This is a genomic window from Sporosarcina sp. P20a, from assembly GCF_002743175.1.
Taxonomy (GTDB): domain Bacteria; phylum Bacillota; class Bacilli; order Bacillales_A; family Planococcaceae; genus Sporosarcina.
In genome coordinates, this window is the sequence record NZ_PDYT01000022.1 from 15776 (window position 1) to 41178 (window position 25403).

23 protein-coding genes are annotated in these 25403 nt (G+C 42.6%); 16 read left to right on the plus strand and 7 right to left on the minus strand.

Features of this window, described 5'->3' with window-relative positions:
* The first annotated feature begins 457 nt into the window (after positions 1-457).
* From CSV72_RS13770 to CSV72_RS13795, 6 genes are all read left to right on the plus strand, one after another.
* Complete coding sequence (locus CSV72_RS13770) at positions 458-1531, plus strand: glycosyl hydrolase family 8 (protein ID WP_099678833.1); 1074 nt, start codon at positions 458-460, stop codon at positions 1529-1531.
* Positions 1515-2375: a diguanylate cyclase domain-containing protein gene (locus CSV72_RS13775; protein ID WP_158232223.1), complete on the plus strand. Its 861-nt coding sequence runs from the start codon at positions 1515-1517 to the stop codon at positions 2373-2375. Before CSV72_RS13770 ends, CSV72_RS13775 begins: the two co-directional genes overlap by 17 nt.
* Positions 2365-4056 (plus strand): DUF2334 domain-containing protein, encoded by a 1692-nt coding sequence (locus tag CSV72_RS13780; RefSeq protein WP_099678835.1) that lies wholly within the window; start codon positions 2365-2367, stop codon positions 4054-4056. The genes CSV72_RS13775 and CSV72_RS13780 overlap by 11 nt, the downstream gene beginning before the upstream one ends.
* Positions 4049-5314 (plus strand): glycosyltransferase family 2 protein, encoded by a 1266-nt coding sequence (locus tag CSV72_RS13785; RefSeq protein ID WP_099678836.1) that lies wholly within the window; start codon positions 4049-4051, stop codon positions 5312-5314. Before CSV72_RS13780 ends, CSV72_RS13785 begins: the two co-directional genes overlap by 8 nt.
* A 2-nt stretch (positions 5315-5316) precedes the next feature.
* The gene (locus CSV72_RS13790) at positions 5317-7416 is read left to right on the plus strand and encodes a cellulose biosynthesis cyclic di-GMP-binding regulatory protein BcsB (protein WP_158232224.1); all 2100 of its coding nucleotides are present in this window, start codon (positions 5317-5319) and stop codon (positions 7414-7416) included.
* 275 nt (positions 7417-7691) lie between these two features.
* Positions 7692-8927: an S-layer homology domain-containing protein gene (locus CSV72_RS13795; protein ID WP_099678838.1), complete on the plus strand. Its 1236-nt coding sequence runs from the start codon at positions 7692-7694 to the stop codon at positions 8925-8927.
* A 265-nt stretch (positions 8928-9192) separates the two neighbouring features.
* On the opposite strand, the gene tatC is transcribed toward CSV72_RS13795, so the two are convergent.
* The 4 genes from tatC to CSV72_RS13815 are packed head-to-tail and all read right to left on the minus strand — an operon-like array spanning position 9193 to position 12854.
* Positions 9193-10104 (minus strand): twin-arginine translocase subunit TatC, encoded by a 912-nt coding sequence (gene tatC, locus CSV72_RS13800; protein WP_099678839.1) that lies wholly within the window; start codon positions 10102-10104, stop codon positions 9193-9195.
* 12 nt (positions 10105-10116) lie between these two features.
* Entirely contained in the window at positions 10117-10341 is a 225-nt protein-coding gene (gene tatA / locus CSV72_RS13805) for a twin-arginine translocase TatA/TatE family subunit (protein WP_369802925.1), read from the minus strand.
* A 26-nt stretch (positions 10342-10367) separates the two neighbouring features.
* Positions 10368-12080, minus strand: a complete 1713-nt coding sequence (locus CSV72_RS13810; RefSeq protein ID WP_099678841.1) for a GMC family oxidoreductase — start codon at positions 12078-12080, stop codon at positions 10368-10370.
* Positions 12081-12098: 18 nt separating this feature from the next.
* The gene (locus CSV72_RS13815; RefSeq protein ID WP_099678842.1) at positions 12099-12854 is read right to left on the minus strand and encodes a gluconate 2-dehydrogenase subunit 3 family protein; all 756 of its coding nucleotides are present in this window, start codon (positions 12852-12854) and stop codon (positions 12099-12101) included.
* Between the two features lie 268 nt (positions 12855-13122).
* On the opposite strand from CSV72_RS13815, the gene CSV72_RS13820 reads away from it, so the two are divergent.
* The gene (locus CSV72_RS13820; protein WP_099678843.1) at positions 13123-14376 is read left to right on the plus strand and encodes an S-layer homology domain-containing protein; all 1254 of its coding nucleotides are present in this window, start codon (positions 13123-13125) and stop codon (positions 14374-14376) included.
* 188 nt (positions 14377-14564) lie between these two features.
* Positions 14565-14831 (plus strand): DUF5839 family protein, encoded by a 267-nt coding sequence (locus CSV72_RS13825; RefSeq protein WP_099678844.1) that lies wholly within the window; start codon positions 14565-14567, stop codon positions 14829-14831.
* Between the two features lie 179 nt (positions 14832-15010).
* On the opposite strand, the gene rpoN is transcribed toward CSV72_RS13825, so the two are convergent.
* Together rpoN and CSV72_RS13835 are read right to left on the minus strand one after the other, a co-directional pair.
* On the minus strand, positions 15011-16285 hold the full coding sequence (rpoN, locus tag CSV72_RS13830; protein ID WP_099678860.1) for an RNA polymerase factor sigma-54: 1275 nt from the start codon (positions 16283-16285) through the stop codon (positions 15011-15013).
* A 117-nt stretch (positions 16286-16402) separates the two neighbouring features.
* Entirely contained in the window at positions 16403-16828 is a 426-nt protein-coding gene (locus tag CSV72_RS13835; RefSeq protein WP_099633978.1) for a DUF1284 domain-containing protein, read from the minus strand.
* 167 nt (positions 16829-16995) lie between these two features.
* Between CSV72_RS13835 and CSV72_RS13840 the strand changes: the two genes are divergently transcribed.
* The 3 genes from CSV72_RS13840 (at position 16996) to CSV72_RS13850 (ending at position 20310) form a co-directional block, all read left to right on the plus strand.
* Positions 16996-17916, plus strand: a complete 921-nt coding sequence (locus tag CSV72_RS13840; protein ID WP_099678845.1) for a DMT family transporter — start codon at positions 16996-16998, stop codon at positions 17914-17916.
* A gap of 54 nt (positions 17917-17970) precedes the next feature.
* Positions 17971-18825 (plus strand): GNAT family N-acetyltransferase, encoded by an 855-nt coding sequence (locus CSV72_RS13845; RefSeq protein ID WP_099678846.1) that lies wholly within the window; start codon positions 17971-17973, stop codon positions 18823-18825.
* Between the two features lie 123 nt (positions 18826-18948).
* Positions 18949-20310 (plus strand): alkaline phosphatase, encoded by a 1362-nt coding sequence (locus CSV72_RS13850; protein ID WP_099678861.1) that lies wholly within the window; start codon positions 18949-18951, stop codon positions 20308-20310.
* A gap of 70 nt (positions 20311-20380) precedes the next feature.
* Here CSV72_RS13850 and CSV72_RS13855 read toward each other — a convergent pair whose 3' ends face one another.
* Positions 20381-21490: a class II histone deacetylase gene (locus CSV72_RS13855; RefSeq protein ID WP_099678847.1), complete on the minus strand. Its 1110-nt coding sequence runs from the start codon at positions 21488-21490 to the stop codon at positions 20381-20383.
* 161 nt (positions 21491-21651) lie between these two features.
* On the opposite strand from CSV72_RS13855, the gene CSV72_RS13860 reads away from it, so the two are divergent.
* The 5 genes from CSV72_RS13860 to CSV72_RS17180 all read left to right on the plus strand — a co-directional run bounded on the left by CSV72_RS13860 (position 21652) and on the right by CSV72_RS17180 (position 25283).
* Entirely contained in the window at positions 21652-22407 is a 756-nt protein-coding gene (locus CSV72_RS13860; RefSeq protein ID WP_099678848.1) for a helix-turn-helix transcriptional regulator, read from the plus strand.
* 213 nt (positions 22408-22620) lie between these two features.
* Positions 22621-23427 carry a conserved phage C-terminal domain-containing protein gene (locus tag CSV72_RS13865; RefSeq protein WP_158232225.1) on the plus strand — a complete coding sequence of 269 codons (807 nt, stop codon included), beginning with the start codon at positions 22621-22623 and terminating at the stop codon, positions 23425-23427.
* Positions 23408-24688, plus strand: a complete 1281-nt coding sequence (locus tag CSV72_RS13870) for a replicative DNA helicase (protein WP_158232226.1) — start codon at positions 23408-23410, stop codon at positions 24686-24688. The genes CSV72_RS13865 and CSV72_RS13870 overlap by 20 nt, the downstream gene beginning before the upstream one ends.
* Positions 24685-25155, plus strand: a complete 471-nt coding sequence (locus CSV72_RS13875; protein WP_099678851.1) for a hypothetical protein — start codon at positions 24685-24687, stop codon at positions 25153-25155. Before CSV72_RS13870 ends, CSV72_RS13875 begins: the two co-directional genes overlap by 4 nt.
* A complete protein-coding gene (locus CSV72_RS17180) occupies positions 25152-25283 on the plus strand; it encodes a hypothetical protein (RefSeq protein ID WP_255407601.1) in 132 nt (43 codons plus the stop codon). The genes CSV72_RS13875 and CSV72_RS17180 overlap by 4 nt, the downstream gene beginning before the upstream one ends.
* Positions 25284-25403: the final 120 nt, after the last annotated feature.

A 25403-nucleotide genomic window follows, 5' to 3' on the forward strand; every position in this document is an offset into this window, starting at 1 on the left:
AGAGTGAAATAAGTAGAGCAATTATCACGTGTAGTAGTGATTATTCTCGACTTGTACTGAACTTTCAATATTCGGGTATACAGTGTGTGAGATGTAGAGAAATAGAGTAGATTTTGGACAGACAGTATCTCAGGTGTGGAGAAATTCATGTTCAAGCGAAACCGGATAATCAATCAGACAGTCAGCTTCGTCTGTATTCTTACATGTAACGATCAAACCTTTCATGCATATGGATTACAAACAACCAAACTGCAGTCTTTTTTAGGTATAAATGCATATAATCATACTAATAACCTTGAATTATAGTATATAAGAAGTAGATGAAATGAAGATGTTAACAATATAACCGGAATAATAGTACCAATATCTTGACTGGTTTTTTCATGATTAGTCATTTATATAGTTACTAAACATATCTTACCTAGCGTGAATTAAGTTCTAGAGGGGGGCTCGTAACATGAAGAAGTGGATACTAATTTTAGCTATCGTTTTATTGGCACTACTCGGACTGAAATATTATACGATCTTTGCAAATAAGCCGCCGGTCAGCAGGGAGGATGCTCCATTGGCAGAACGTTTCATTCGTGATCACCTCATGCAGGATGATGGAAGAATTGCAACGGATTTAACATCACGGAAAAATGAGTACTTGTCTGAGACGGTGGGCTTATGGATGGAATATTTGGTGTTGGGGGATGATCAAAAGTCTTTTGATCAGCAAGTAGACGTGCTGAAAAAGTACTTTTTGACGCGCGATGGATTGGTTACGTGGGAAGTGAAAAATAAAGAGAAAGCTACCGCCAATGCCTTTATTGACGACTTGCGGATTATGAATGCACTCTATGATGCGGCAGAGAAATGGTCGGATTCTTCGTATCTAAAATTAGCGCAGAAAATAGAAAATGCACTCGTTGACTTTCAAATTAATCAACATATATTCGTAGATTACGTAGACGTGAAAACGAAAGGTCAAGGACAACAAGTGACGCTTAGCTATTTAATCCCATCTGCATTAAATAGGATGAAAACGCATGACAACGAAGCTTACGGAAAAACTCGTGCGTTGTTGATAAACGCGCCGAATACTCCTCTTGGGTTTTTGCCCAAGACTTACGACTTGCCGACGCATAGCTATATATTTGAAACAGAAGCGAACATGATCGATCAGTTATATATGAGCTATCACCATGCACAGTGGGGAGGGGACGTTTCGAAATTAGTGGGATTCATCCGTCAAACATACGCAAGAGAAGGGAAGTTATTCGGTCGTTATGATTTGACTGAAGGTGAACCCATAGTTGAATTTGAAGCCGTAGCGGTCTATGCGCTTGGGATTCTACTCGCGATTGAAACGGAGGAGAATGACTTGGCGGTAGAGCTTTACGGGAGTATGAAAGCAATGCAACAAACGGATCCGAATCAGTCCTATTATGGTGGTTATATTGATGTAGCTTCAAAGAGTACACATCCGTTTGATAATCTTTTAGCTCTGATTGCTGAAAGGAGGGGGAATGATGAAGGAGTTTTTTAAGCCAGAGACTAAAACGCTACTGTCACTATCGTTTTTAGTAATCGGTCTGCAAGCAGTAGCTTTTTACTTCTCGCAGCAAGGACAGACGGGAATGTTACTGTCAGTATTCTTACTGTTGCTGACGGTTTTGGCACTACTCGCAGGTCCTGTGGTCGGATTGGTAGGTAGTTTGTTTTCAATTTTCGTTATGGGGACGTCTTTGATAGTACTCTTTTTAAGGCCAGATACATTCATTAATCCGTTGACGGTTTCCTTACGGAGTTTGCTAGTTTTCGGTTTTATTTTATTATTGACGGTACTGGTGGCGGGAGCTATTCATGATCAAATCGTGCAACAAAATCGCCATACACGTAAACTCCAGAAGGAATTGCGCGTTTTGGTTGCTGTCGATTCTGAGACAGGTTTTGATAATCGCCATCGCATGGAAGGTGAACTCGATATTGAAATCGGTCGCACTAATCGCTATGGTGGGGCATTCACGTTGGTTATATTGAAGATAGATTTCCTCGAAGAGTTCCATACTCTTTATGGCGATAAGGAGTATACGTATTTGTTAACCTCACTTGCTGATCATATGCAGTCGGTCATCCGTTCAACGGATAGGAAATTCCGCTATGCGGATGATCGTTTTGCTCTATTGCTGACGCATACCGGCGATGCATTCATTGATGTAGTATTTGAAAAGTTAAAGAAATCTCTACAAAATCATCAGTTGTCGAATGGGAAGTATATTTCGCTGACGTTTCGCGTGGCGCATGAAGTCTATACGAAAGAGAAGAACATGCACAGTCATGTGGAATTGATCGAGCAACTCGAAAGCGAGATGTTGGTCTGTGAACTATAAATTTCTAGTTTTCGTGTCGTTGTTGCTGCTACTGCTACCTATTCCTGCACAAGCTGATTCATCTGAGCGTCTGTTATTGCTCTACATGACAGCTGACGGCGAAATGAATGAACGAATCGTCATGGCCGAAGCGAATCTATCGGCGTTCGTCGACTCAATCGATGTAATCGCAGCGGAAGACATCCGTCCGGAAACTGTTCAAACATACAAGCATATCGTGGTTGTTGGAGATGCAGTCGCAAAGGTTCCAGAAAATATACAGCGTGAGCTTCGACAGTTCAACGGGATGTTACTCGTCTTTGGCCATAATGCGGATCAATTGCCGCAGTTTCAGAAGTGGGATTTCATACAAGAGCAACGCATCAGTAGTGTCGACGGCGACTTGCTCGACGTGGCGAAATCGGTGGTCCACGCTATTCCTCCAAAAGGCTCGACGTTACTGGCGGAAGCGGAAACGATTGACCAGCGCATACCGTATATCGTTCGGCATGAAAATGTTTCATTCATTGCCACGACAGAATTCAGTACAGAGGAAAAATATGTTTTGTCACGCGCTTTGTATGACATATTTGATGTAAAACATCCCATGACACATCCAGCGTACATCCAGCTCGAAGGTATCACGCCGATATCCAAAGTGAATGATGTCCGTGAAGCAGGGGAGTATTTAGCGGACCATGGGATTCCGTTCATCCTGTCGGTCACGCCTGTTCATGTGAACCCCGAGACCGCAGAAAAGGTCTTGTTATCTACGAATAAAGAGTTAGTCGAAGAATTGAAGTTACTTCAGATGCGCGGTGGTGTGGTGATCGTCAATGGCTATGATCACAGCTATCGCCTGGATGAACAGTTCGTCGGCTATGAGTTTTGGGATATGAAGCTGAATCAACCGATTGGCTCTTCACCGATTGACTTGTTGCCGTCATCTATTCAATCACCTACACATTTTTCGTCAAATGAAGATTATATGAATTATCGCGCGGCAGATCTGCAGGCAGAATCTGCTATGGTTCACACGAAACAGAGACTAGCGATTGAACATCTCGTAGATGTCGGACTTTATCCGATAGGTGTTAAAATTCCACAATATACGATGAGTGCGAATGGATACGCGGCTACTTCAGAGTACTTCACCACGTTATTCGGCCGTATGCAAGTAAGCGATACGGATGGCCACTTGGTCAATATGCCACTTTTCGTCTCCAAACCTAGCCGATTATCCGGCATGACGCTGTATCCGGAAACGATTGGCTATGTGGAACCAGATGAGGCGGAGCCACTAGAAGAAATGAAGCAGAACATAAACAAGTTGCAGACTGTACCTGGTTCAGTGATTGGTGGATTGTATCACACATATATCGGCGCGTCGTATTTGCCTAAAATGGTTCGGCTGATGGAATCGGTACCAGGCATGAAGTGGATTGATTTTTCCAAAATGAATCCTAGTGTGCATACGCCAGATATTACGATTCGGTATACGGAAGAAGGAGCACAGTCTACTTCTTCGATTACAAAATGGCAGAAGTGGACCAAGATGATACAGGAAAATCCGATCAATGCATCGCTCTGGATGATCGTAGTGGTCGTCGCGTTATTCCTTGTTGCGTTTGCAGTGTATGTACTGAGTCTGCGGTTACGGTTAAAAAAACGTCTGTTTGAGGAGCGTGATCGCCTTGGTTAATATTCTATTTTATACATCGCTTACGTTGATCTGGGTCATGTTGCTTTATCATATGTTCCTCATGCAAGGCGGGTATCGGCACTATCGTTCATTCGAAAAAGTCATCCCGAAGTGGGAAAAGAACATGGGGGAGTTGCCGACTATCGCAGTTTTCATTCCTGCACATAATGAAGAAGTCGTCATTGCGCAGACACTGAAGGCGATGTCACGACTCTATTATCCGAAAGAGAAGCTAGATGTGATTGTCATCAATGATAATTCGTCTGATAGAACGGGGGAAATTGTGCAGGAGTTTGCAAAGAAGTTCCCGTTTATTCGCATGATTGAGACGACCGAGCCGAATAAAGGGATCGGCAAATCATCCGCGCTGAATGAAGCATTAGCACATTCGGAAAGTGATTTTATCGCAGTTTACGATGCAGATAACACACCTGAACGGATGGCGGTTTGGTATTTGGTCATGGGACTGTTGAATGATCCGATGGCGGGTGCCGTTGTAGGGAAATTCCGTGTCATCAATGCAAAAGAAACATGGCTGACACGCTTCATCAACATCGAAACGATCTGCTTCCAGTGGATGGCGCAGGCTGGACGCTGGAGCTGGTTTAAAGTCGCCACGATTCCAGGTACGAACTTCGCAATTCGCCGTGACATTATGGAACGACTAGGCGGCTGGGATGTCAAAGCGATGGCGGAAGATACCGAACTGACGATTCGTGTCTATAATCTCGGCTATCATATCCGCTTCTTCCCGAAAGCAATCACTTGGGAACAGGAGCCGGAAACGCTAAAGGTCTGGTGGAATCAGCGACTTCGCTGGGCGCGCGGTAATCAATACGTCGTGCTAAAATTTCTGACGCAGATATTCAAATTAAAACGTAAGCGTATCATCTTTGACCTATTTTACTTCTTTTTTACTTATTTTCTATTCTTCATAGGCGTCATTATTTCGAACACGATCTTCATCGCTAGTCTGTTCTTCGATATACAGTTAGGAATCGGCAACGTTGCGCTCGTGTTATGGGGACTCGCGTTTTTATTATTCATTGGGGAAGTGACGATTGCGTTAAGCATTGAACGAACAGAGATGACTCGAAAGAATTTTTTCTATGTTATTTTAATGTATTTCACGTATTCGCAGATGTGGATTATCCTCGTTCTGCATGCGCTCATTTTAGAAACGAAGCGAATGATCCTCGGGCAGGAAGCGCGTTGGTATAAGACGGAGCGCTACGCCCGCAAGAAATCGGAGGAATGACGATGAAAAAAATATTGATGTTGCTGTTTGCTATTGCGTTGACGTTTGCGTTCGCCGCTACCGACAGTGAAGCATCTCTTCGTGCAGAAGGAATTCTAATTGACGCAGACCGTCCCGCTACATCGAAGCAACCTATTACAAATAAGGTGATTGAATTACGGGGACCTGAACAACAAGTGTCGTTTTTTTATGAAATGAAATCAGATAGTACCGAACAAGATCAGCAGCTTGTCCTGCGCTTCCAACACTCGGAGCTATTGATTGCTCCTTCTTCGCTCACTGTGCAAGTGGACGGTAAGCCGATTACTTCGAAGTTGTTGACGGGAGAAGATGAATCAAAAGAACTCGTTATTCCATTACAGGAAGAAGCTCTTAAACAGGGTATACATGAAATAACAGTATTGTTCTATGGCGTCATCAAGGAAGGGGTTTGTGTGGAACAAGGAACATCCGCTAACTGGTTGGCGATTCAAGTTGATTCCTATTTACAGCTAGGCGGAAAGCAATCACCAGACCAGTACTTGGCGGACTATCCTGAGGCATTCATCGGAACAGGCAAGTATCCGGTAACCATCATTATTCCACAGAAAGCGTCAGTAGAAACGCTCGACAGTGCACTGAAAGTAGGTGCGTTTTTATCTGAATCGACCGATGAACAATTCCCAGTGCGAATCAAGCGGGAAGATGACGTGAAGTCATTGTCGTCGAATGTGCTGATCATAGGTGCTACAGATGAATTCTCAAGCTCTACTATGAAGAGTCTAATACAACAGGCGTCTTTAACGGCTATCGAAGATTCCCTGATCTTGTCTTATGAAACCGTAACGGACGGCAAGGAGCAGGTAGATGCGTTACTAGTCATGTCGGAAACTCCGGCAGCATTAACGGAAAGAGTCTCCGTTCTGACGAATCCAAAGTTATTTAAACAGATGACGGGTAAACAATTCCGCATTCGTACTATGCCAGTTCGTGATTCGAATGAGTCGGGTAACACGGTGAAACTCAGTCAATTCGGAATGGATAATCTAACGCTGAACGGCTCGAATCGCGAGAGCCAACAGTTCTTCCATTATGCTCCGTTCACGATCGATAAAAATCAGGCGGCTGTTCTTGAGTTGCATTTGAAGCGTTCAGCTCTTGACCATAGCGGGACGAATGTAACGGAAGATGTATTCAGAGGACCTGTCGAATTAACTGTACTGATCAATGATGTACCGCATTCGATTAATCTGGACGAATTAAGCGATCCGCAAGAGGGGGTCTATTCAATACAGTTGCCGATTGAGAAAAGTGCGATTAAAGAAAGTCGTATGATTAGCTTGCAGTTGCAGGCTAGTGGTTTGATGGCGAAAAACCCATGTGTGACGACTGATCATAACCGCTGGATCTACATTGAGAAAGATAGTTTCGTCACGTTCCCTAAAGAGAAGGAGAATGGAGAGAAGTTACCTTCCTTTGCACAGTTCCCATCACCTTTCATTGATAAAAAAGACGGAGCGCTAGTCGTTTTGCCGACAGTTTCGATTAATGATGATCAACTTCTGTATTTCTATCGCAAGCTCTATTTGAATTCACATCCAATGGACTGGAAGCTTGCAGATGGCGGAGTAATGAAAGAAGAAGAATTGAAGAATCAACATACGCTCTTTATCGGAGGACCTGATGTGCAGCCGTTATTGAAAGCGAAGCAAAAGGAGCTGGCCGTGTCGTATGCGACAGGTAAGCCAGACTTGGCTGCACTTGGTTTCATGGGAGATACTTCGAAGTCAGTGAGTTTCATCCAGCCGAGTCTATGGGGAAGCAAAAGGTACGCAATGATGGTGATGGATTCATTGACGAATGAGCTTGAGATTGATCGGCCGCTTGTAGATTTTCTGCAGTTGACGGATGAAGTGGCGACTGTGGCGGTGTTGTCCAATAATCGTAAGGTGTATACGAATGCGGCTTCCATTGAGGCTGCGAGTAGTGTGGAGCCTAATGAGACAGTGAAAGTGACTGCTGGTCCTTCTGTTGGCTGGTTGGTTGGATTTGGCGTGTTGTTGGTATTGGCTATTGTAAGTGTGTGGTTGGTGGTCCGCCGACGTCGGCGTAGAGTGGAATAAGAGAGCGGAAGCCCACTGTAGAACGACGTTCCAGGTGGATCCATTCCTCCACGTGGTCAAAAACTTTCTATTTTTTTAGAGAATGAGGGATAAGGGGGTACCTCCTTCCCTTGTCCTTTTGTCATTACCACTATATGTAAGCATCAAAAGTTTTGAGATTGAATGGATTACACTCAATAAATTTACTTAAATATACAAATAAGTATATATTTCCAGAGGTGTTATTGGTAACATGATAGTAGATAGTCTACTAACTAACAGAGGAGTGGAAGTGTATGAAGTATGCTTTACGGATTCTAGTGTGGACAGCGTTCGCACTAGTTCTATCGCTTGTTGTTGCAGATTTCAACGAAGTTTCAGCAAAAGAGTTCAAGGATGTATCGAAGAAGCATCCGAACTACACCGCGATTCAAGAAATGCAGAAAGCGGGTTATATCAATGGCTATCCTGACGGAACATTCCGTCCAGGTGAACCGGTGAGTCGTAAGCACGTAGCGTCTTTACTTGATCAAGTATTGAAGTTTCCGCAGCCACCTACCGATAAATTGGTCTTTTCCGACGTACCGAAGAACCATATGTATTATAAACCGATCATGAAGTTATACAGCAAGGGGATCATCAGTGGAGGATTGGACAAGAAATTTAATCCGAATGCGTCCATCACGCGAATCCAGATGGCGAAGATGCTAGATTTGGCGTTTGAGTTCAATATGAAGGAACCAGCCCAGTTTGATGATCTAAGTTTCTTACATTGGGGATACGTACACGCTAGTGCGTTGTATTCTAATGGCGTAACGAAAGGGGATCACGGAAAGTTTCTTCCGAATCAGTCCGTTACACGTGCGCATTATGCAGAGTTTTTGTATCGTGCGATGAAAGTGGGTAAAACACCTTCTGGCAGCGTGGTCAGCAAAGAAAAAGCGGTCGATTTGACTATGCGTTTACCTATTGTAATTGAAGGGATCCGCGTCCAAGGGAAAATAGATAAGCAATCATACAGTCAACTTCGTTCAAAGCAACTACCGTATGCTACAAAAGCATTTGCGGACGGCTTGCTGAAAGAAGATTACCCAAGCGTCTGCACACATTGTGATTCATTTTTATTCCCTGATTTAACAATCGAACCTTCCATGCGTTTTGACTATACACAACCAGACGCCAACACACTTCGTATCCATACTGTTTCATTTAGTAATCTTTTAGTAGGTGGCGGCTTTGTTGACTACGTGTTTAAGAAAGAATCAGGTAGTTGGAAGATGGATGATTTTACTGGTGCAGCAGTCGGGAAAAAGAATTTTGAGCTGACAAGACAAGAGGCCGAGCGTGTTGTGAAATTGAATTATGCCTATTCTTCAAAGGTTAAAATAACATATGTTTCACAAACTAAAGAAACAGGAGAAGACCCTGTTACGAAAGAGAAGTATTCATTTACGCAGTACAAATTTAGTGTAGACTCTGAAAATGGCCGTGAGACAGTTCGTGTGAATTCAAATGATGGCTATGCTTACTAGTAAGTTATCTTAATATGAACCACACTAGCGTTCTGCCGATTTGGCAGAGCGCTTTAATGAGCGGTTGAAGAAGTGGATAGAGCGGTAGTGGGACGTGATAGAGCGGATATACGATTGCATAGAGCGGTAACGGGTCTAGATAGAGCGAATATGTAGCCTCATAGAGCGCTTCGCGGTATTTAATGAGCGGATCATGAAATAAAACCTCTTAGATACACGAAAAAAAGCGTCCCACTTTGTAAAGTGGAACGCTTTTTCATATTCTTTACGATGCATCTGCATCCGGTACCAGTCGTTTTTCCGTTTTCATGACAATGAAAATACTCGCTTCATATAAAGCGATCATTGGAATGAGGATGATCAACTGACTCAAGAAATCAGGAGGGGTGATTAACGCAGACACTACACCGAGCGTCACGTATGACCACTTTCTCACTTTTTTCATAGTTTCAGATGTCAAAATACCGATAGCGGACAGGAATAGTGCGACGATCGGAAGCTCAAACAGCAAGCCGATTGGCATCGTCGTCATTAATAGAAAACGTGCATATTCCTTTGCCGTAATCATGACATCGAAATTCATCTTACCGAGCTTCACTAAGAAGTTATAGCTCAGTGGATTGACTACGTAATAACCGAACGCAAGACCGCCGACGAACAAGAGCAGGATCGCAGGGGAGTACAGACTTAAGAAACGTCCTTCTTTCTGCGTCAGACCCGGTTTGACGAACTGCCAGAGGAAATGACAGACGAACGGGACAGATAAACCGAACGCCATCGCAGCGGAAATTGTTGTATAGAACGAAATGACTTCAAGCGGACTTAGGACGATTAGTGTATAGCCCCGTGTAACGTAGGGGAACCACAGATTGATCGTACTGAAGACAGCAATGAAGAAAATCAAGAACACCACTGCACTTTTGATGAGTTGCTTCCGAAGATCTGTCAGATGTTCGATTAACGCAGGATCTGCATCAGTCTTTTCATCTTTCGGTTCTTCTGGCGGTGGCATTCTGGGTTCTTCCGGTTGTGGTTCGGGTTTCAGTTTTTCAGGTACAGCCTGCTGTTCAGTGGAAGAAGTCTCCGCAGAGCGATCGGGTAGCGCAGCTTCTTCATCGTTTGTCTTCTTGTCCAATGGGCTAAGGATTTTACGGTTGTGATCACTATACGGATCCATCTTGTCACCTACTTAATTAATATCTTTTTTATCCGTTTCAATCGTCTTGGCAGGGCTAACAGTTGTTTTGTCTTTCTCTTCGTCATCGCCCATGATATCTTTTGTCGCTTTTTTGAACTCTGCTAAAGTTTTACCGACTGCTGAGCCGACTTCAGGCAATTTACGAGGTCCGAAAAGAATCAAGATAATCACAAGGATAATAATGAGACCGGGTACACCGATTGCTGCTATATTCACAATGAATCCATCCTTTCTAACTTAATTTATACGAGTGATCCACCTTGTGTACGGTATTTCTGAATGCCTTCCGCAGTACGGTAGGCAAGTGCACCGACTGTTGCAGTAGGGTTGTACCCACTATTATGAGCGAAATTGCCCGCACTCACAACAAATAAGTTTTGCATGTCCCAATGTTGCATATATGTGTTGACAACACTCGTATTCGGGTCATTACCCATTGTCGTACCACCCGTGTTGTGCGTGGACTGATACGGTACAATATCGTAATCACCGAGTGGGCCGCCACTTAATGTTTTCTTCGCACCCATGTTCTCGATAATATCGCCCGTCTTCTGCGTAATGAACTTATGCAAGTTTCGGTCTTGTTCCGTAAAATTATACGTCAACTGCATCAATGGTACACCATATTTGTCTTTATATGTTGAGTCTAAAGATAGAAAATTTTCTTTATGTGGCATAGTAGCACCTTGTCCGAATACGCTCAGTGTACGTGTGTAGTTCTCAATGGATGCTTTTTTGAATTCTGCGCCCCATAGAGGAATATCTTCAGAAATTGGATTTGATCCAATTGGACGGTTACCGCCTTGAACAATTGAAATACTTGAGCCGTGAATGAAATCGAGATTGGCGTGGTCAAAATTATCCCCATTAAAATCATCGATTGTCATACCGAGAGCTCCTGCACCCATGAATGTATTCATCTGTTCATCAAAGAATCCGATAGAACCAGGTCCGAGTTGGTAGCAGTAGTTTTTACCGAGTGTACCTTTGCCTGTACCTGGATCATACTGTTCACCGATATCAGAAACCATCAACAATTTTGCGTTATTTAACATATAGCTCGTAAGAACTACCACGTCTGCAGGTTGAATGAACTCTTCTCCTGTAATCGTATCGATGTAGAGGACGCCTGTAGTTTTATCACCTTGCTTCAATACTTCTACGACGTTCGCATTGAATGTCACATCGTAGTTGCCCGTTCTCTTGGCTGCGGGAACCACTGTCACTTCTGGTGTAGCCTTCGCACCGTATTCACAGCCGAATCGTTCACAGAATCCACAGTACTGACAGGCATTTAGCTTGGAACCGTCTGGATTTTCATACGCTTCAGAAAGGTTTGCTGAAGGTACCATATAGGGATGGAATCCTAGATCTTTTGTTGCGTTTTCAAACTTCTTCAGTATCGGTGTTTTCTTTAATGGAGGAGTAGGGAAGTCGGATGAACGCTTACCCCAGAATGGATTGGTATCTTCTCCGGAAAGACCGAGTGTTTTTTCAAATGTATCGAAGTACGGCTCCATTTCGTCATACGTGACGCCCCAATCTTGAAGGAGGTAATCCGATGATAGCTTGTCCTTGCCATATTTATTATCTGTTTCTGTCTTGATTTCAAAATCATAAGGAAGAAAACGATAAGTCATCCCATTCCAGTGTGTACCGGATCCGCCTAAGCCTTCACCTAAGAGGAAAGAACCCATTTGACGCATAGGCAATGCACGCATTTTACGATGATTGCGGAATGTCACGGTTTCTTTTGATAAATCTTGCATTAATTCATAGCGCTGTGCATAGCGATATTCATCGTGAATCATGGCGAAGTCTGCCGTGCTACGATCTTTACCGCGCTCTAAACCACGTACTTTCATACCAGCTTTCGCGCATTCAGCCGCAATGATGCCGCCTGTCCAACCAACACCTACCGTTACTACATCTAATTTATCGAGTGTTTTAGCCACAATCTAGCCCCCTTGTTTTTAATGCTGCATACTGCTGAGTGATTTTGGTTCGATCTTCTGGAACTTCTCTTCTTCAATAACATTGAGATAAGACATCTGATGACCAGGGAACCCTTTCATCTTCCATCCTTCCATATTGACGTTCCCGTTATATAGTGGATCTGAATAGGCACCTTCTATTGTTGCGCTGCGAAGAAGTCTGAAGAAGAAGCCAGCTGTTACGCCTCTCATTTCTATTTCATCTTTTTGTAAGTCTGTCAGAATCTGATCCATCTGTTCGGGTTCGATATCTGTGAACGACTTATCGAATCTCTTTTTCGCTTCGATTTCCATAACATGTACACCTTGCAAGAAAATTTCTGATCTCGTGAGTATAGACTGATAACCTTGAGTCGGCGTGCCAGGGAAGAACGGTCCTTGCATATACTCTTTGGAGTTACTTCCGTAGTTACCTGCTAATTGATTATCAATGAAGTAGGGAACTCCTAAACCGATAGCACCTGGCCCGAGATCATCTTCTGGAAAAATACGTTCAGTTGCTTGTGATAATACGTCGAAGTCATGACGGTTCTGGAAAAACATCAAACCACGATTCACATTCGCATCACTTGTTGCATGGGGAACTTCTGTTGTTGTTGTTGTTGCTGGACCGTCTTTTTTCACGTTATAGCCGACTAACCCACCGATTATCCCGCCACCAACGAGTGTTCCTGCCGCAATCCCGCTTGTCTTCAAAAAGTCACGTCTTGTTACGCTTTTTTTCAAATCTGCCACTTCATTTCCCCCTTATTTTTATGTATCATTTTCCACTATGAGACTGCCAAAATTTGGTCAAATGGTAAGACTTTTAAAAGTATATTAAAATATGGCTGTTATTATGCCGTTTCAATACATTGGACTCGTAATTAAATCTTTTTTAAATTCATTTAAAAGAATTTAGAATATTGGGAATTTAAATATATACGAATCATCTGAAACTTGGTAGAATAGTAATAACAAGTAACCCACAGCCGACATAATAAATCACTGAGGAGGAAAGATCATGAACAAGACTAGTCGGATTTTCGTTTGGACGGTACTGCTCGTTATGCTTTCATTTGTATCATTTGGTTCCACGCAAGCAGCAACGAAGGAATTCAAGGATGTGTCGAAGAATCACCCGAACTATGAAGCAATCCAATATTTACAGGATCAAGGCTTTATAGGGGGCTATCCAGATGGCACGTTCCGACCGCAGGAACAGATCTCACGTAAACACGTGGCGAAGTTGTTGGATCAAGCACTGAAACTACCACAAGCGACAACGGCAGTGACGTATTATGATGTACCGAAGAATCATCCATACTATAGCTCCATCATGAAACTGACTGCAGCTGGCATCTTTAGTGGCGGTATGGATGGCTACTTCAACCCGGAGGCACCGATCACACGCATTCAGATGGCGAAAGTACTCGATATCGCATTTGATTTGTATATGACGAAACAAAATTCATTTTACGATGTGTATATTGAGCATTGGGGCTACACACACGCCAATGCGTTAAAAGCAAGTGGTGTTTCGAGCGGTTATCCTGACGGTGAATTTAAGCCGAATGAACCTGTTACGCGCGCGCACTATGCACAGTTTTTATACGCAGCCATCAAGGTCAAGGATGCTCGACCAGCGACTGATAAAGTAACAAAAGGTAAAGCATGGGATCTCGTCAATCGTAGAACGTTTGAACTGGAGAAGACTATGCGTGATGCGCGCATGTATCAGTGGGGATATTCTGATATTACGTCTACTCTACGTATGAGTGCGACAAAAGCATTTGTAGATGGCGATCTGAAAGGTTACTATAATCCAAAATGCGAGGACTGCTACGTTAACGTCTTGCCGTATATTAATAATGAGCCATTGGTACGATTTGAGTTTACACAACCCGATTCCAATACGTTGAATGTAAACACAGTGGAATTCCAAAATGGCTATTCTGTTGGCGGATTTGTTGCCTATCAATTTAAAAAACAAGATAATAAATGGAAGATGAATTCGTTACAGTATACGAAGGTTGGGACGAAGAATTTCCAGCTGACGATCAATGAGGCCAAAAAAGTATTGGAAGCCGAGTTTATAACCTATGGACATAAAAATATTGTAGCTAAATATGTCACCACTACCCAGCAAATTGAATTGGATCCGGTAACAGATGCCAAATACACATTTGATCAATATACATTTAACTTGGATTCTGATTATGGACGCTTCAAAGTGAAATTCAACTCTTCGGATGGCTTTACCTCATTTGTGAATTGAATAAAGAAACGTGCAACCCGTCAAGAAGGATGGATTGCACGTTTTTATATGAGTTGATGCCGTACTTTTCAACCGACCCACTTTAAAAAAGCAGTTGTGAAAAGTCTTATGAATTTTATTAATGAAATAGTATGAATTTATGCTAGACTTGCAGTATATGACGTTTGACAAAGGAGTAGAATGACTGCATGGACACGAATAATACGATTAAAGCCCTTCATATACTTGGAAATGAAGATGGGGTTTTAAAACTCAACACAGAGAAATTCTTTACTTGGCATATACCGAAAAAGTTAAGGGAAGAACCGATTCAAAAAGGAGATATCGTTCTCGTGCGTACGAAATTGGGTCTCAAGTCGGTTATCGTAATGGACGTATATCGTGAAGAATTTGAAGAAACACAAAAAAGATACAAACGTGTGATCAAGGTTTTTGAGAGGGCACCACAGAATTAGTACAGAGAAAATAAAAACAGCTCATCCCTGTCTTGAACTGGGGATGAGCTGTTTTTACTTGAAGACGGGTATTCTAGAAAGGTCATCCTATTGTGCTTGACTAGCTAAGCTTCATTGAATTACTGCAACGACACAAGAGTTAGGTCAACACTTGCAAACTGAAGATGAAAAAGTACAGCTTACAAAATCGACTTCCGCTTACTAGACGACAGAATATGAAGTGCTTCCCTATACTTACTGACCGTCCTGCGCGAAATAGTAATCCCTTGTTCTTTTAATAGCAAATCGACAATCTTTTGATCGGATAAAGGCTTACGTCTATCCTCTTTTGCAATCAGTGACTGGATCGATGCTTTCACAGCGCATTGCGACACACTGTCGCCGTTCTGTGCAGCCAGTTTGGATGTGAATAAAGAGCGCATTTCGAATGTTCCAGCAGGTGTTTGGATTACTTTGTTGGATACAGTACGGCTAATGGTCGACTCATGCATGTCAATACGATCCGCCACTTCTTTCATCGTCATCGGTTGCAAAGCTTTTCTTCCTTCTCGAAAAAACGCGTCTTGTTTTTCAAGAAGGTCCGTCACAATGCGAATGATCGTATTGCGTCGCTGTTCGATACTCGTTAGCAACCATTGTGCTTGTTTATGATAGTCACGCAAATAAGAAGACAGATCGGATGTCCCTTTTAGAGAAGACACATACTCCTTGCGTAGTCCGATTTTCGGAAGGTCCCGATCGTTCAAATGAAATGACAACATCCCGTGCTTTTCCTCTACGATCACATCAGGCATCATGAATGCTGTTTCACTATGACCGAGTTCTGGACAAGGTCTCGGATGGAGCGTCAGCAGAAACTCATGCAGTTCGTTTACGTGCGCCAGCGTACTATTCATACCATTCGCGATCTGTTGCCATTTACGTTCGGCGACATAGGGCAAATACTCTGTTATGAACGTTTCCATTAACTCGGGACACGCTTCGCAACTTCTAACTTGCAGCAACAAACACTCCTGCAGTGTCCGAGAACCTATGCCAGGCGGCCCGATTTGCTGTAGTAATTCAATACCTTTGTCTACATTTTCTACAGCGTGCATCTCGGCACATAAATAACCATTATCATCCAAACTATGAATCAACGTCTTCAGTAATTGTTTCGTCTTCGGATCTTTGAAATCGACCTCAACTTGTCGAAGCATTTGGTCACGCATACTGACTTCTTGCTGTTTCGCCCATTCTGTTGAATCTGTTTCCTGACGTGAATAGTTTAGCGACTGACGTTCTTGGAATGAATCTGTTCTTTTGGCTTCTTGTATCTCAATCACGGGATTTTCTAACTCTTTTTCCCGTATATATAGCTCCAGATCATAAGTCGATAATTGCAATAGCTCGATCGCTTGACGGAGTTCAGTCGTCATCCGTAAACTGAGTTCTTGTTTTTGTTGGAGAGACATATTCAACGAAATCTCCTCCTCATAATAAGTTACATGGTGAAAGTATATGAATACGCTTTCATTTCTATGTACTTATCATAGCATGCTCTTTCAAATTGGACTATTGTTCGAAAAAGTTTATTTTTCCTGAAGAACTTGCCGCAATCCTCTCGACTCCACCACGTCGTCAACACCTTCCTGGCAAAACCCGTACGAACGCCAAGAGCACGTCTCGCACACTACGACAATATCATCGGGTACGACATGGAGTCGAATCCTTCTCTCGACTTCGCGCCAAGGGAGCACATCACTGACCTTCAATCCGAGCTTACGTAAAATGACCGTATCGCGTTCATAAATTCCATCATCCTGACAATGGTACGGTTGCCCTTCAGGAAACTTTGCGCATAAATAATCAGGCCCTTTCATGATCTGAATCAATGTATCGGGCCGCTCCCGCAATACGTCATGGATCTGCGTCATATTTGCTGTGTACTCTTCTGAATAGCCCATTCCACGGTACCCAAGCAAACAAAAGATATGGTGCCCACGTAGTTTGATCATAGAAACCCGCCTTTTCTGAACTGTATATTAGTTAACTAATTTTATTATTCAGTATACACATAACTGTGTGCAGGAGGGAAGTGAGAATTATGTGACATTGACTTTATGTGTGTACCTTCTATAATTAGCCAATACGAAAATAATCTGCAAAGAAGGGCTAGTGGACTATGAAAGATCTAAAAGTAATTATCACGTTGGTACTCGTCATGTTGACGTGGGGAATGAACGTATCCGCTCTCAAATATCTCGTGACCTATTTCGATCCAATTACGATGACGTCGATGCGTATTATGTCCGCAGCCGTTTTAGTGTTTGTCATCTTGTTTTTCTTGAAGAAAATTCGCTTGCCTAGAAATAGGGAATGGCTATATATCGTCGGGGGCGCCGCGACCAATGTCGTGATGCATCATTTTTTTCTAGCGGAAGGACTGTCTAAGACGAGTGCCGCGAACGGTGGATTAATTTTAGGGCTTGGACCCTTATTAACCGCAACTTTAGCTGTGTTCATTTTAAAAGAAAAAGTCACTGGTGTTCGTGCTTTGGGCTTTCTGTTCGGTGGGATAGGGGTCAGTATCGTAGTGCTTGGGGGCAGTGGGACTTTAGGCAAACTATCATTTGGAGATGTAGAAATCTTCTTATCGATCTTGTCTCAAGCGATAAGTTTTATGCTGATTAAAAAAGCTTCCAACACAATGGATGCGCGGCTATTGACAGGATATATGATGTTAGTCGGTTCCGTCATTTTAGTGATCATCGCACTGATAAAAGAACCAGGCGGCTTTGCTGCGTTAAGTAAAGGAACACCTACTGTCTGGGGCGTATTTCTATTCTCGGCCTTACTTGCGACCGCTGTGGGGCACATGGCATATAATTCGGCTATTCAAACAATCGGTGCAGCACGCGCTTCAATCTTTTTAAATTTCAATACATTTTTTGCACTCATTGGTGCGAGTATTTTTTTAGGGGAGTCCATTTATCCCGCTCACTTTATCGGTTTGGTATTTATTGTGGCGGGCGTCATCTTCGGCTCAGGGTCTTTGGAGATGTTTATTAGAACTCGAAATACACCTACTGGATCTAGTGAGTAGGTGAAATTAATAGATTGAACATCGTATTCACTAATGTAAATAGGGGGAGAGATCATGAAATTAATCACCTACACAGATCCAATTCCATTCGCAATGAAAGCAAGCCCGATACTCGAACGTAATGAAGACGTGTATAGCTTGTTCTACGGTATATTGGAATCCATTAAAGTGGGCGACTATCAACATCCGTTCATGGCGATTTTAGAGAACGGTGGACGCGTGGCAGCGTTATTGCAGATGACGCCACCTTATCCACTGAACATTATAGTCGTGGAGGAAGAACACGCAACAGCTATCGTAGATGAGCTAGTCGTTCAGTTACGGGAACAGTCTGTATCCATACCTTCAGTGATTGGCGTTAAACAAGTGGCTTTTGATTTTGCGAGCAAGTGGACAAACAGAGAAGTCGCGACACTCGAAGCGGTTAACGAAGGTATTTATCGATTGGATCATATTCATTCGAAACTAACATACAGCGAAGGCGATTGGCGCTATGCGAATACACAAGATGCACATTTGATAGAACAATGGTTCACACAGTTTGAAATCGACGCCAAGCTACCGCCTACATCAACAGATTTGGTTCAGCAGCAAGTGGCGGCATTCATAAGCAACCGAGAAGTATTCGTATGGGAAGTGGCGGGACAAGTCGTCTCCATGATGAAAAAAGCACGCCCAACGAAACACGGCGTCACCGTTTCCATGGTTTTCACTCCAGAAATTCAACGTAGAAAGAGCTATGCGCGTTCGTTGGTTGCGAAAGTCTCGGCGGAATTATTGAAGGAGTATGATTTCTGTATCTTGTTTACCGACCTTGCCAACACCACAGCGAATAAAATTTACCAGGAGATCGGATACAAGCAGATTGTGGAGTTTGCACATGTGGAATTGCTATCGAACAAGAAATAAAGAATATCGATCATAACAACTCTTTCCTTACAAAACATTTACACAGCCTCCTCCGTATATTAATAAACTTCTAGTAGAGTGAAGTTGATTACAAATACAGGAGGTTGTTTATTGTTGAAGAAGATGAGAAAGACCATCGTACCCGTAGTCGCGCTATCCGCTGCATTAATAGGTGGAGCCGTCTGGACTGGGAATTATTCAGCGAGTTCAGCTAACGAAGGGAAAACAGACGACGCTCCGGAGATCAAGAACGTCATATTCTTGATTGGGGATGGCATGGGAAGTTCCTATACATCCGCTTATCGTTACTTCAAAGATGACCCGACTACCCCTGAGATTGAGTTAACAGCGTTTGATCAACACCTAGTGGGTCAACAAATGACGTATCCTGATGATGACGAGGAGTCTATTACAGATTCAGCGTCGGCAGCTACGGCGATGTCGTCAGGTATAAAAACATACAATAACGCAATTGCAGTAGATAAACAGAAAGAGCGAGTGGAAACCGTTCTCGAAGCGGCAAAAAAGGCAGGGAAATCGACTGGGCTCGTTGCGACTTCAGAAATCACACATGCTACTCCTGCAGCATACGGTGCCCATAATGAAAGTAGAAAGAATATGGATGAGATCGCCGATGATTATTACAATGAACGCATCAATGGCGAGCATACAATCGATGTTCTTCTCGGTGGTGGGAAAAAACACTTTGTCAGAGAAGACTTGAGTCATGCACATTCATTTGAACTGGATGGCTATGGATATGTCACGACGAAAGAAGAATTAGTAGAAAATAACAACGATAAAATACTTGGATTGTTCGCGGATGGCGGCATGCCCAAAATGATCGACCGTCCAGCAGAAACACCTTCGCTGGAAGATATGACAGAAGCGGCGATTGAACGATTGAAGAAAAACGAAGAAGGATTTTTCCTCATGGTCGAAGGTAGCCAAATCGACTGGGCGGGGCATGACAATGATATTGTCGGTGCGATGAGTGAAATGGAAGACTTCGAGAAAGCATTCAAGACAGTCATCGAATTTGCGGAACAAGATGAGCACACATTAGTAGTTGCTACTGCGGATCATTCAACTGGAGGATTCTCCATAGGGGCGGATGGCGTATATGATTGGTCAGCTGATGCAATCAAAGCAGTGAAACGTACACCAGCATTCATTTCGCAACAAATTGCAGACGGCAACGATGTAGAAGAGACATTGATACGCTACTTCGACCAAGAAAGTTTGCCGTTACAAAAGAAAGAAATAGAAGCAGTTCAAGCGGCAGGTACAGAGGCAAGTGATGTTGAAACGGCTATCAAAAAAATCATCGACACACGCTCCTATACGGGTTGGACAACCGGTGGACATACAGGTGAAGATGTACCGGTTTATGCCTATGGACCATCTAAAGAGCGCTTTACAGGTTTGTTAGATAATACCGATCATGCGAATATTATCTTTGAAATGATTGCGGGTAAGAAGTAAGTTTATGTATTATGGAATGAATGAAAAAAGCGCCTTCCTATCGTCAAGATGGGAAGGCGTTTACTTATGATTACTCGAAACTCCAATACTTCGAGTGCTGGCGGATAACAGCTTGAACAGCTTCTTCTTCATGAGGGAATAATGTCTCTATTGGTACATCAAAACCTTCCATGAACGGATCTTCTACATCGGTTTTTATTCCGCTTAAAGCTTCTACAATTGCTAATGAACAGAAAGGTACGTAAGCCGCACTATATCCACCTTCGTGACATAATACTAAACGACCGTCACAATGCTTATCGGCAAGGTCTTTCATGAAATTAGCAAATCGTCTGAAACCATCCGATGTCACCATCATACGTGCCAATGGATCAAAGAAGTTTGGATCTTGGCCGGCAGATACGATGATCAGCTCTGGCTTAAATTGATCAACAATTGGCCCTACAATCTTTTCAAAAGCATTCATATAACCAGCATTTCCTGTACCGGCTGGCAACGGGATATTCACGTTATACCCTTCACCTTTACCTTCGCCAATTTGCTCTACAAATCCGCGTCCAGCAGGGAATAAACGATCTTGATGGAGCGAAATGAATAATGTATCGTCATCTTCATAGAATGCTTGCTCGGTACCGTTACCATGGTGTACGTCCCAATCGAGGACGAGTATGCGTTCTAAATTATACTTTCGTTTAGCGTGTTTTGCAGCAATTACCACATTATTAAATAAGCAGAACCCCATACCTTCTTGTGCTTCCGCGTGGTGACCAGGGGGCCTGGTTAATGCATAAACATTTTGTACATCGCCTTCCATAACAGAATCCACAGCCGTCATGGCCCCACCAGCAGATAAGAGGGCAATCTCATAAGAGCCTCTACCTACAATAGCGATCTGACCAGCATCGCCACCGTTTGCTGCACTTAGCTCTTGAACTTTATCAATATAACTTGGTAAGTGGAATAACTCAATATCTTCTCTAGATGCACGTTTAGGAGCAATGGATTCCAGTTGGGGAGTCAAACCACAAATGTCCATCAGATTTTTAAAGCGTCTCTTTGTTTCTGGGTCTTCACCGTACGTGTGGCTTTGTACATATCCACCGGATGCTAAATGTAACGCACCCGATCCATTATCATGCCAGAAATAGCTTTCATCGTAAATAAATCCTGTTTTCTTCATTTGACTTCCTCCTCTTAACCTCTGTAATATTGGTATTGTACTCATTATGCCGAATTATTAGACAACTGTATATTACACAAAAGGATAACATTTCTACTCATTTTCAAAGAACGTCATGATGTAGTTGGTGACCAATTTATCATAGTACTGGAGGCAATTATATGAATTTAGCGAAGAAGGATTATCAAAGTATTATTAATATAATCAATCAAACTCACTATGATTCCAATGCTATACAATCATCACTCTCCAAGTCATTTGCGTTACATCACTCATTATTGTGGCATGCGGATACACAAGGGAATATGCACAATCTGAAATTCTATAATTTCGACGACCAGATGATGTTTGACTATACGGAAACTCACTACACGAATGACGTAATGCATCCCCAAAAGCACTTATCTAAACTAGCGGATACTCAAGAAACGGTGTATAGAATAAAAGAAGTAACCACTCCTGGAGAACTGGACAAGTCATTGTACAATCAGTTTTTCGAACGCCATCAGATAATTGATCAAATGGTCATGTACTTTGCGACATCCACTACCATATATGGCGGTATTGGCTTTGTGAGGTTTAAAGGGGATGAGCCTTTCACACGGAGGGATAAAGCCATACTACAAACACTTTCCGTACACCTGCAGCACGTAGTGAAGAATACATTAAACACACGAAAAGCTGAGACGAAGAATACTATGATCGATACAGTTGCTACACATCAAGCGAATCTCTCCAATAGAGAATTAGAAATCTTCGAGTTAGTCACCAAAGGATATAGTAACCAAGAGATTGCGGATCAATTATGGATCACGATCAATACTGTAAAGAAACATCTACGAAATATGTATGAGAAGTACGAAGTCAACAGTCGAACAAGTTTGATTTATAAGTTGGAGGGATTGTCAAATACATGACGAACTATATGAAAGCGCTATCCTGAATCTGAAGTAATAAAACGTCAAAAAAAGAAGTTACAGCTCAAAACACGAGCCGTAACTTCTTTTTTGTGTGCAAATTTAAACAAAATAAAAAATAAAATTTAAAAACCAGTATCCTTTTTGAATAATTCTTCTATATGACTAATGAAAGAACAAATCATCAAGCAACTAAACAGGAGGCACAGAATAATGAAACAAAATAGTCGAGATATCAAAATACCATTTTCACCGCAGTTTGCAGCAATAGTTGGTACGAATGAAGCGCTGTTTCTACAGCAACTGCATTACCGATTGCAAATATCTAAAAATCGTAACGACGGTCATAGATGGGTGTATAACACGTATGAAGAGTGGACGCGTGAATTCCCGTGTTGGAAGATGCATGTGGTGAAGAGGCTAGTGAAGAAATTGGAAAAAGACCAACTGATCATTACATCTGAATATAATAAAATGCCGATGGATCGGACGAAATGGTATCGGATTAATTACGAAAAGCTGTCACAGACGTGCGGCGAATTTGTACCATTCGAGCAGACAGATATGGTCGATAGAATCGAACAAAAGTGTCTGTCTGAGGAGAACATAATGCTCCCAGCAATAACCAAAGAACTTAAACAAACGACAAAGAATACAAGAGCTAGCGAGAAAGATCTCGCCACTATTTCATCTGTCATTGATTATTTAAACCAAAAAGCTTCTAAACGATTCAGGCACAATACGAACACGACGATGGACCTTCTTCATGAGCGGATCGAAGAAGGCTACACACTGGACGACTTTAAATTAGTGATCGATACGAAAGCAGCGCAATGGCTTGATCACCCACAATTTCGTCACTACTTACAACCATCCACATTATTCAAAGCAGAGAAATTTGAAAACTATTTGAATGAAGCCCCAGCTGAAATGGCTCGATCGATTGAATTGGAAGCCTATGTATCACCCACATTAGATTTTGAAAAAGGAGAGAATGCATATGAGTTACGAACTTGCTGAAAAAAGCTTACTAGGTGCGATGTTTGAAGAAAATTATTTAATTCTCGATAGTCACATGCAAGCGAGATTTTTCCAGGGGCATGTTCATCAAATGATCTACATGGTCATGAGGGATTTGGCGCAGAAAGGAAAACCGGTAGACTATATTACCGTTATGACTGGAAGAGAACCAAGCGAGCTTGGAGGAGTCAATTACGTATATGGGCTCAAACGATTTGCGAATGTCGTACGTTTTGATGAGTACGAAGAAATGCTCATCAACCAATGGAAAAAGCAAGAAACAGCACGAATTTTACAGCAAGCAATTGAACATGAGTGGAGCACGGATGATGTACTGCGTGCTTTCGGGGAACTAGAAGAACTACGTAGCAGTAGAGAAGCGACTACTTTAACGGAACATCTACTCACACAATATGAAAGACCATTCAGACCGGATGAAACCAAGCCTGGCATCTCAACAGGACTTAGCGATTTGGATAAAATCTTGAACGGCTTCCAAAACTGTGAATATGTCATCGTCGCGGCTCGGCCATCGATGGGAAAGACGGACCTGCTTAACCATTTCGCACTACAAGCCAGCAAAGATGGACATATGCCAATCATCTTCTCACTTGAAATGAGTCGTAAATCGATGATTGACCGAATGATTGCTTCGACAGGTGAATACAATCGTTTACGAATGCGCAATCCGTATAAATATTTCACTGAACCACAAAAAGATCGATGGACACCAACGTTGAATCGCTTGAATGGTGGGGGGATTCATATTGACGACCAAAGCACGTTAACCGTTAGAAAAATTAAAGCAAAAGCACGGAATATCATTAAAACGAATCCAACTAAACGACCGATTATATTCATTGATTACTTACAAATCATTCGACCTGAAGGCAAAGTAATCAATCAAACGGTAGCAATCGGACAGATCAGCAATGAATTAAAAGCGATGGCAAAAGAATTCAACTGTCCCGTCGTCGTTTTATCGCAACTATCAAGAGCATCTGAAATGCGGCATGACAAACATCCCGTCATGAGTGACTTGCGTGACTCAGGAAATATTGAACAAGACGCTGACGTCATCGCGCTTCTCCATCGTGAAGATTATTACGACAGAGATAAAGCACCGACAAATTTAATGGAAATTGAAATTGCTAAACACCGCAACGGACCGACCGGCACGATCACGACCATCTACAGCAAAGAAACCGGCAAGCTATACGATTTCGATCAAGACCACTACAAAAGGAGAGAAAACAGATGATCACCGTTCAAGACATGTTTGACTACGCATTAGAAATGGACTTATCCCACTTGGCCCACAGCATTTACTGGGCCTTACAAAAAGATCAAGTGACGTTCCACGACGACAGTAAAAAACTACAAGCCATCGAATTCGATGAAGTGGATATTCAGCGAATGATGGAGAAAAACGAATTGAATATCGGCACAGTAAAATTATTTGTGATCGACGGTCGTGATGACTGGTATGCCTTTTATCTAGCAGAACATTCACTGGATGCCTATCGACTACATGAAGAATTATTTCGAGAAAAGCACCGCAACATCACACGAGCCGATCGACTGATGATCCCCTACATGACATTTGCGGAAACCGGTGTCGAAGAATGCCTGTATGAGCATAGGAAAGAGATTATTACGTACCCAGCGTATGTGGGACACGCAAAAGCGGGAGAGCGTGTGTTGTATTTGGCGGAGGTGGGCGCATGACGCAAGAAGAACGTGGCATGCTGATCTTGGTGATTTGCTTGCGCTCGAATTATTCGATGCGTTATGTAGAGCAGATGGGGGACGACGAGTTGGGGGCGTTGTACGGGAGGTTTGTAGCTGAGTGGTGAATGAAATCCGCTGCGTCATACGCTTGAGTAAAAGTTATATAAATATAATTGAATCGAATTACCCATATATTTAGATAATTTAAAATGATACCTTATACATAAGGGTATTCCATTACCCTC

Excerpts from the sequence above, each read along its gene's own strand:
- CSV72_RS13770 (WP_099678833.1), top strand. The coding sequence starts at position 458 with ATGAAGAAGTGGATACTAATTTTAGCTATCGTTTTATTGGCACTACTC.
- CSV72_RS13775 (WP_158232223.1), top strand. The coding sequence starts at position 1,515 with ATGAAGGAGTTTTTTAAGCCAGAGACTAAAACGCTACTGTCACTATCG.
- CSV72_RS13790 (WP_158232224.1), top strand. The coding sequence starts at position 5,317 with ATGAAAAAAATATTGATGTTGCTGTTTGCTATTGCGTTGACGTTTGCG.
- CSV72_RS13795 (WP_099678838.1), top strand. The coding sequence starts at position 7,692 with ATGAAGTATGCTTTACGGATTCTAGTGTGGACAGCGTTCGCACTAGTT.
- tatC (WP_099678839.1), bottom strand. The coding sequence starts at position 10,104 with ATGGATCCGTATAGTGATCACAACCGTAAAATCCTTAGCCCATTGGAC.
- CSV72_RS13820 (WP_099678843.1), top strand. The coding sequence starts at position 13,123 with ATGAACAAGACTAGTCGGATTTTCGTTTGGACGGTACTGCTCGTTATG.
- CSV72_RS13825 (WP_099678844.1), top strand. The coding sequence starts at position 14,565 with ATGGACACGAATAATACGATTAAAGCCCTTCATATACTTGGAAATGAA.
- rpoN (WP_099678860.1), bottom strand. The coding sequence starts at position 16,285 with ATGTCTCTCCAACAAAAACAAGAACTCAGTTTACGGATGACGACTGAA.
- CSV72_RS13835 (WP_099633978.1), bottom strand. The coding sequence starts at position 16,828 with ATGATCAAACTACGTGGGCACCATATCTTTTGTTTGCTTGGGTACCGT.
- CSV72_RS13840 (WP_099678845.1), top strand. The coding sequence starts at position 16,996 with ATGAAAGATCTAAAAGTAATTATCACGTTGGTACTCGTCATGTTGACG.
- CSV72_RS13845 (WP_099678846.1), top strand. The coding sequence starts at position 17,971 with ATGAAATTAATCACCTACACAGATCCAATTCCATTCGCAATGAAAGCA.
- CSV72_RS13850 (WP_099678861.1), top strand. The coding sequence starts at position 18,949 with ATGAGAAAGACCATCGTACCCGTAGTCGCGCTATCCGCTGCATTAATA.
- CSV72_RS13855 (WP_099678847.1), bottom strand. The coding sequence starts at position 21,490 with ATGAAGAAAACAGGATTTATTTACGATGAAAGCTATTTCTGGCATGAT.
- CSV72_RS13860 (WP_099678848.1), top strand. The coding sequence starts at position 21,652 with ATGAATTTAGCGAAGAAGGATTATCAAAGTATTATTAATATAATCAAT.
- CSV72_RS13865 (WP_158232225.1), top strand. The coding sequence starts at position 22,621 with ATGAAACAAAATAGTCGAGATATCAAAATACCATTTTCACCGCAGTTT.
- CSV72_RS13870 (WP_158232226.1), top strand. The coding sequence starts at position 23,408 with ATGAGTTACGAACTTGCTGAAAAAAGCTTACTAGGTGCGATGTTTGAA.
- CSV72_RS13875 (WP_099678851.1), top strand. The coding sequence starts at position 24,685 with ATGATCACCGTTCAAGACATGTTTGACTACGCATTAGAAATGGACTTA.
- CSV72_RS17180 (WP_255407601.1), top strand. The coding sequence starts at position 25,152 with ATGACGCAAGAAGAACGTGGCATGCTGATCTTGGTGATTTGCTTGCGC.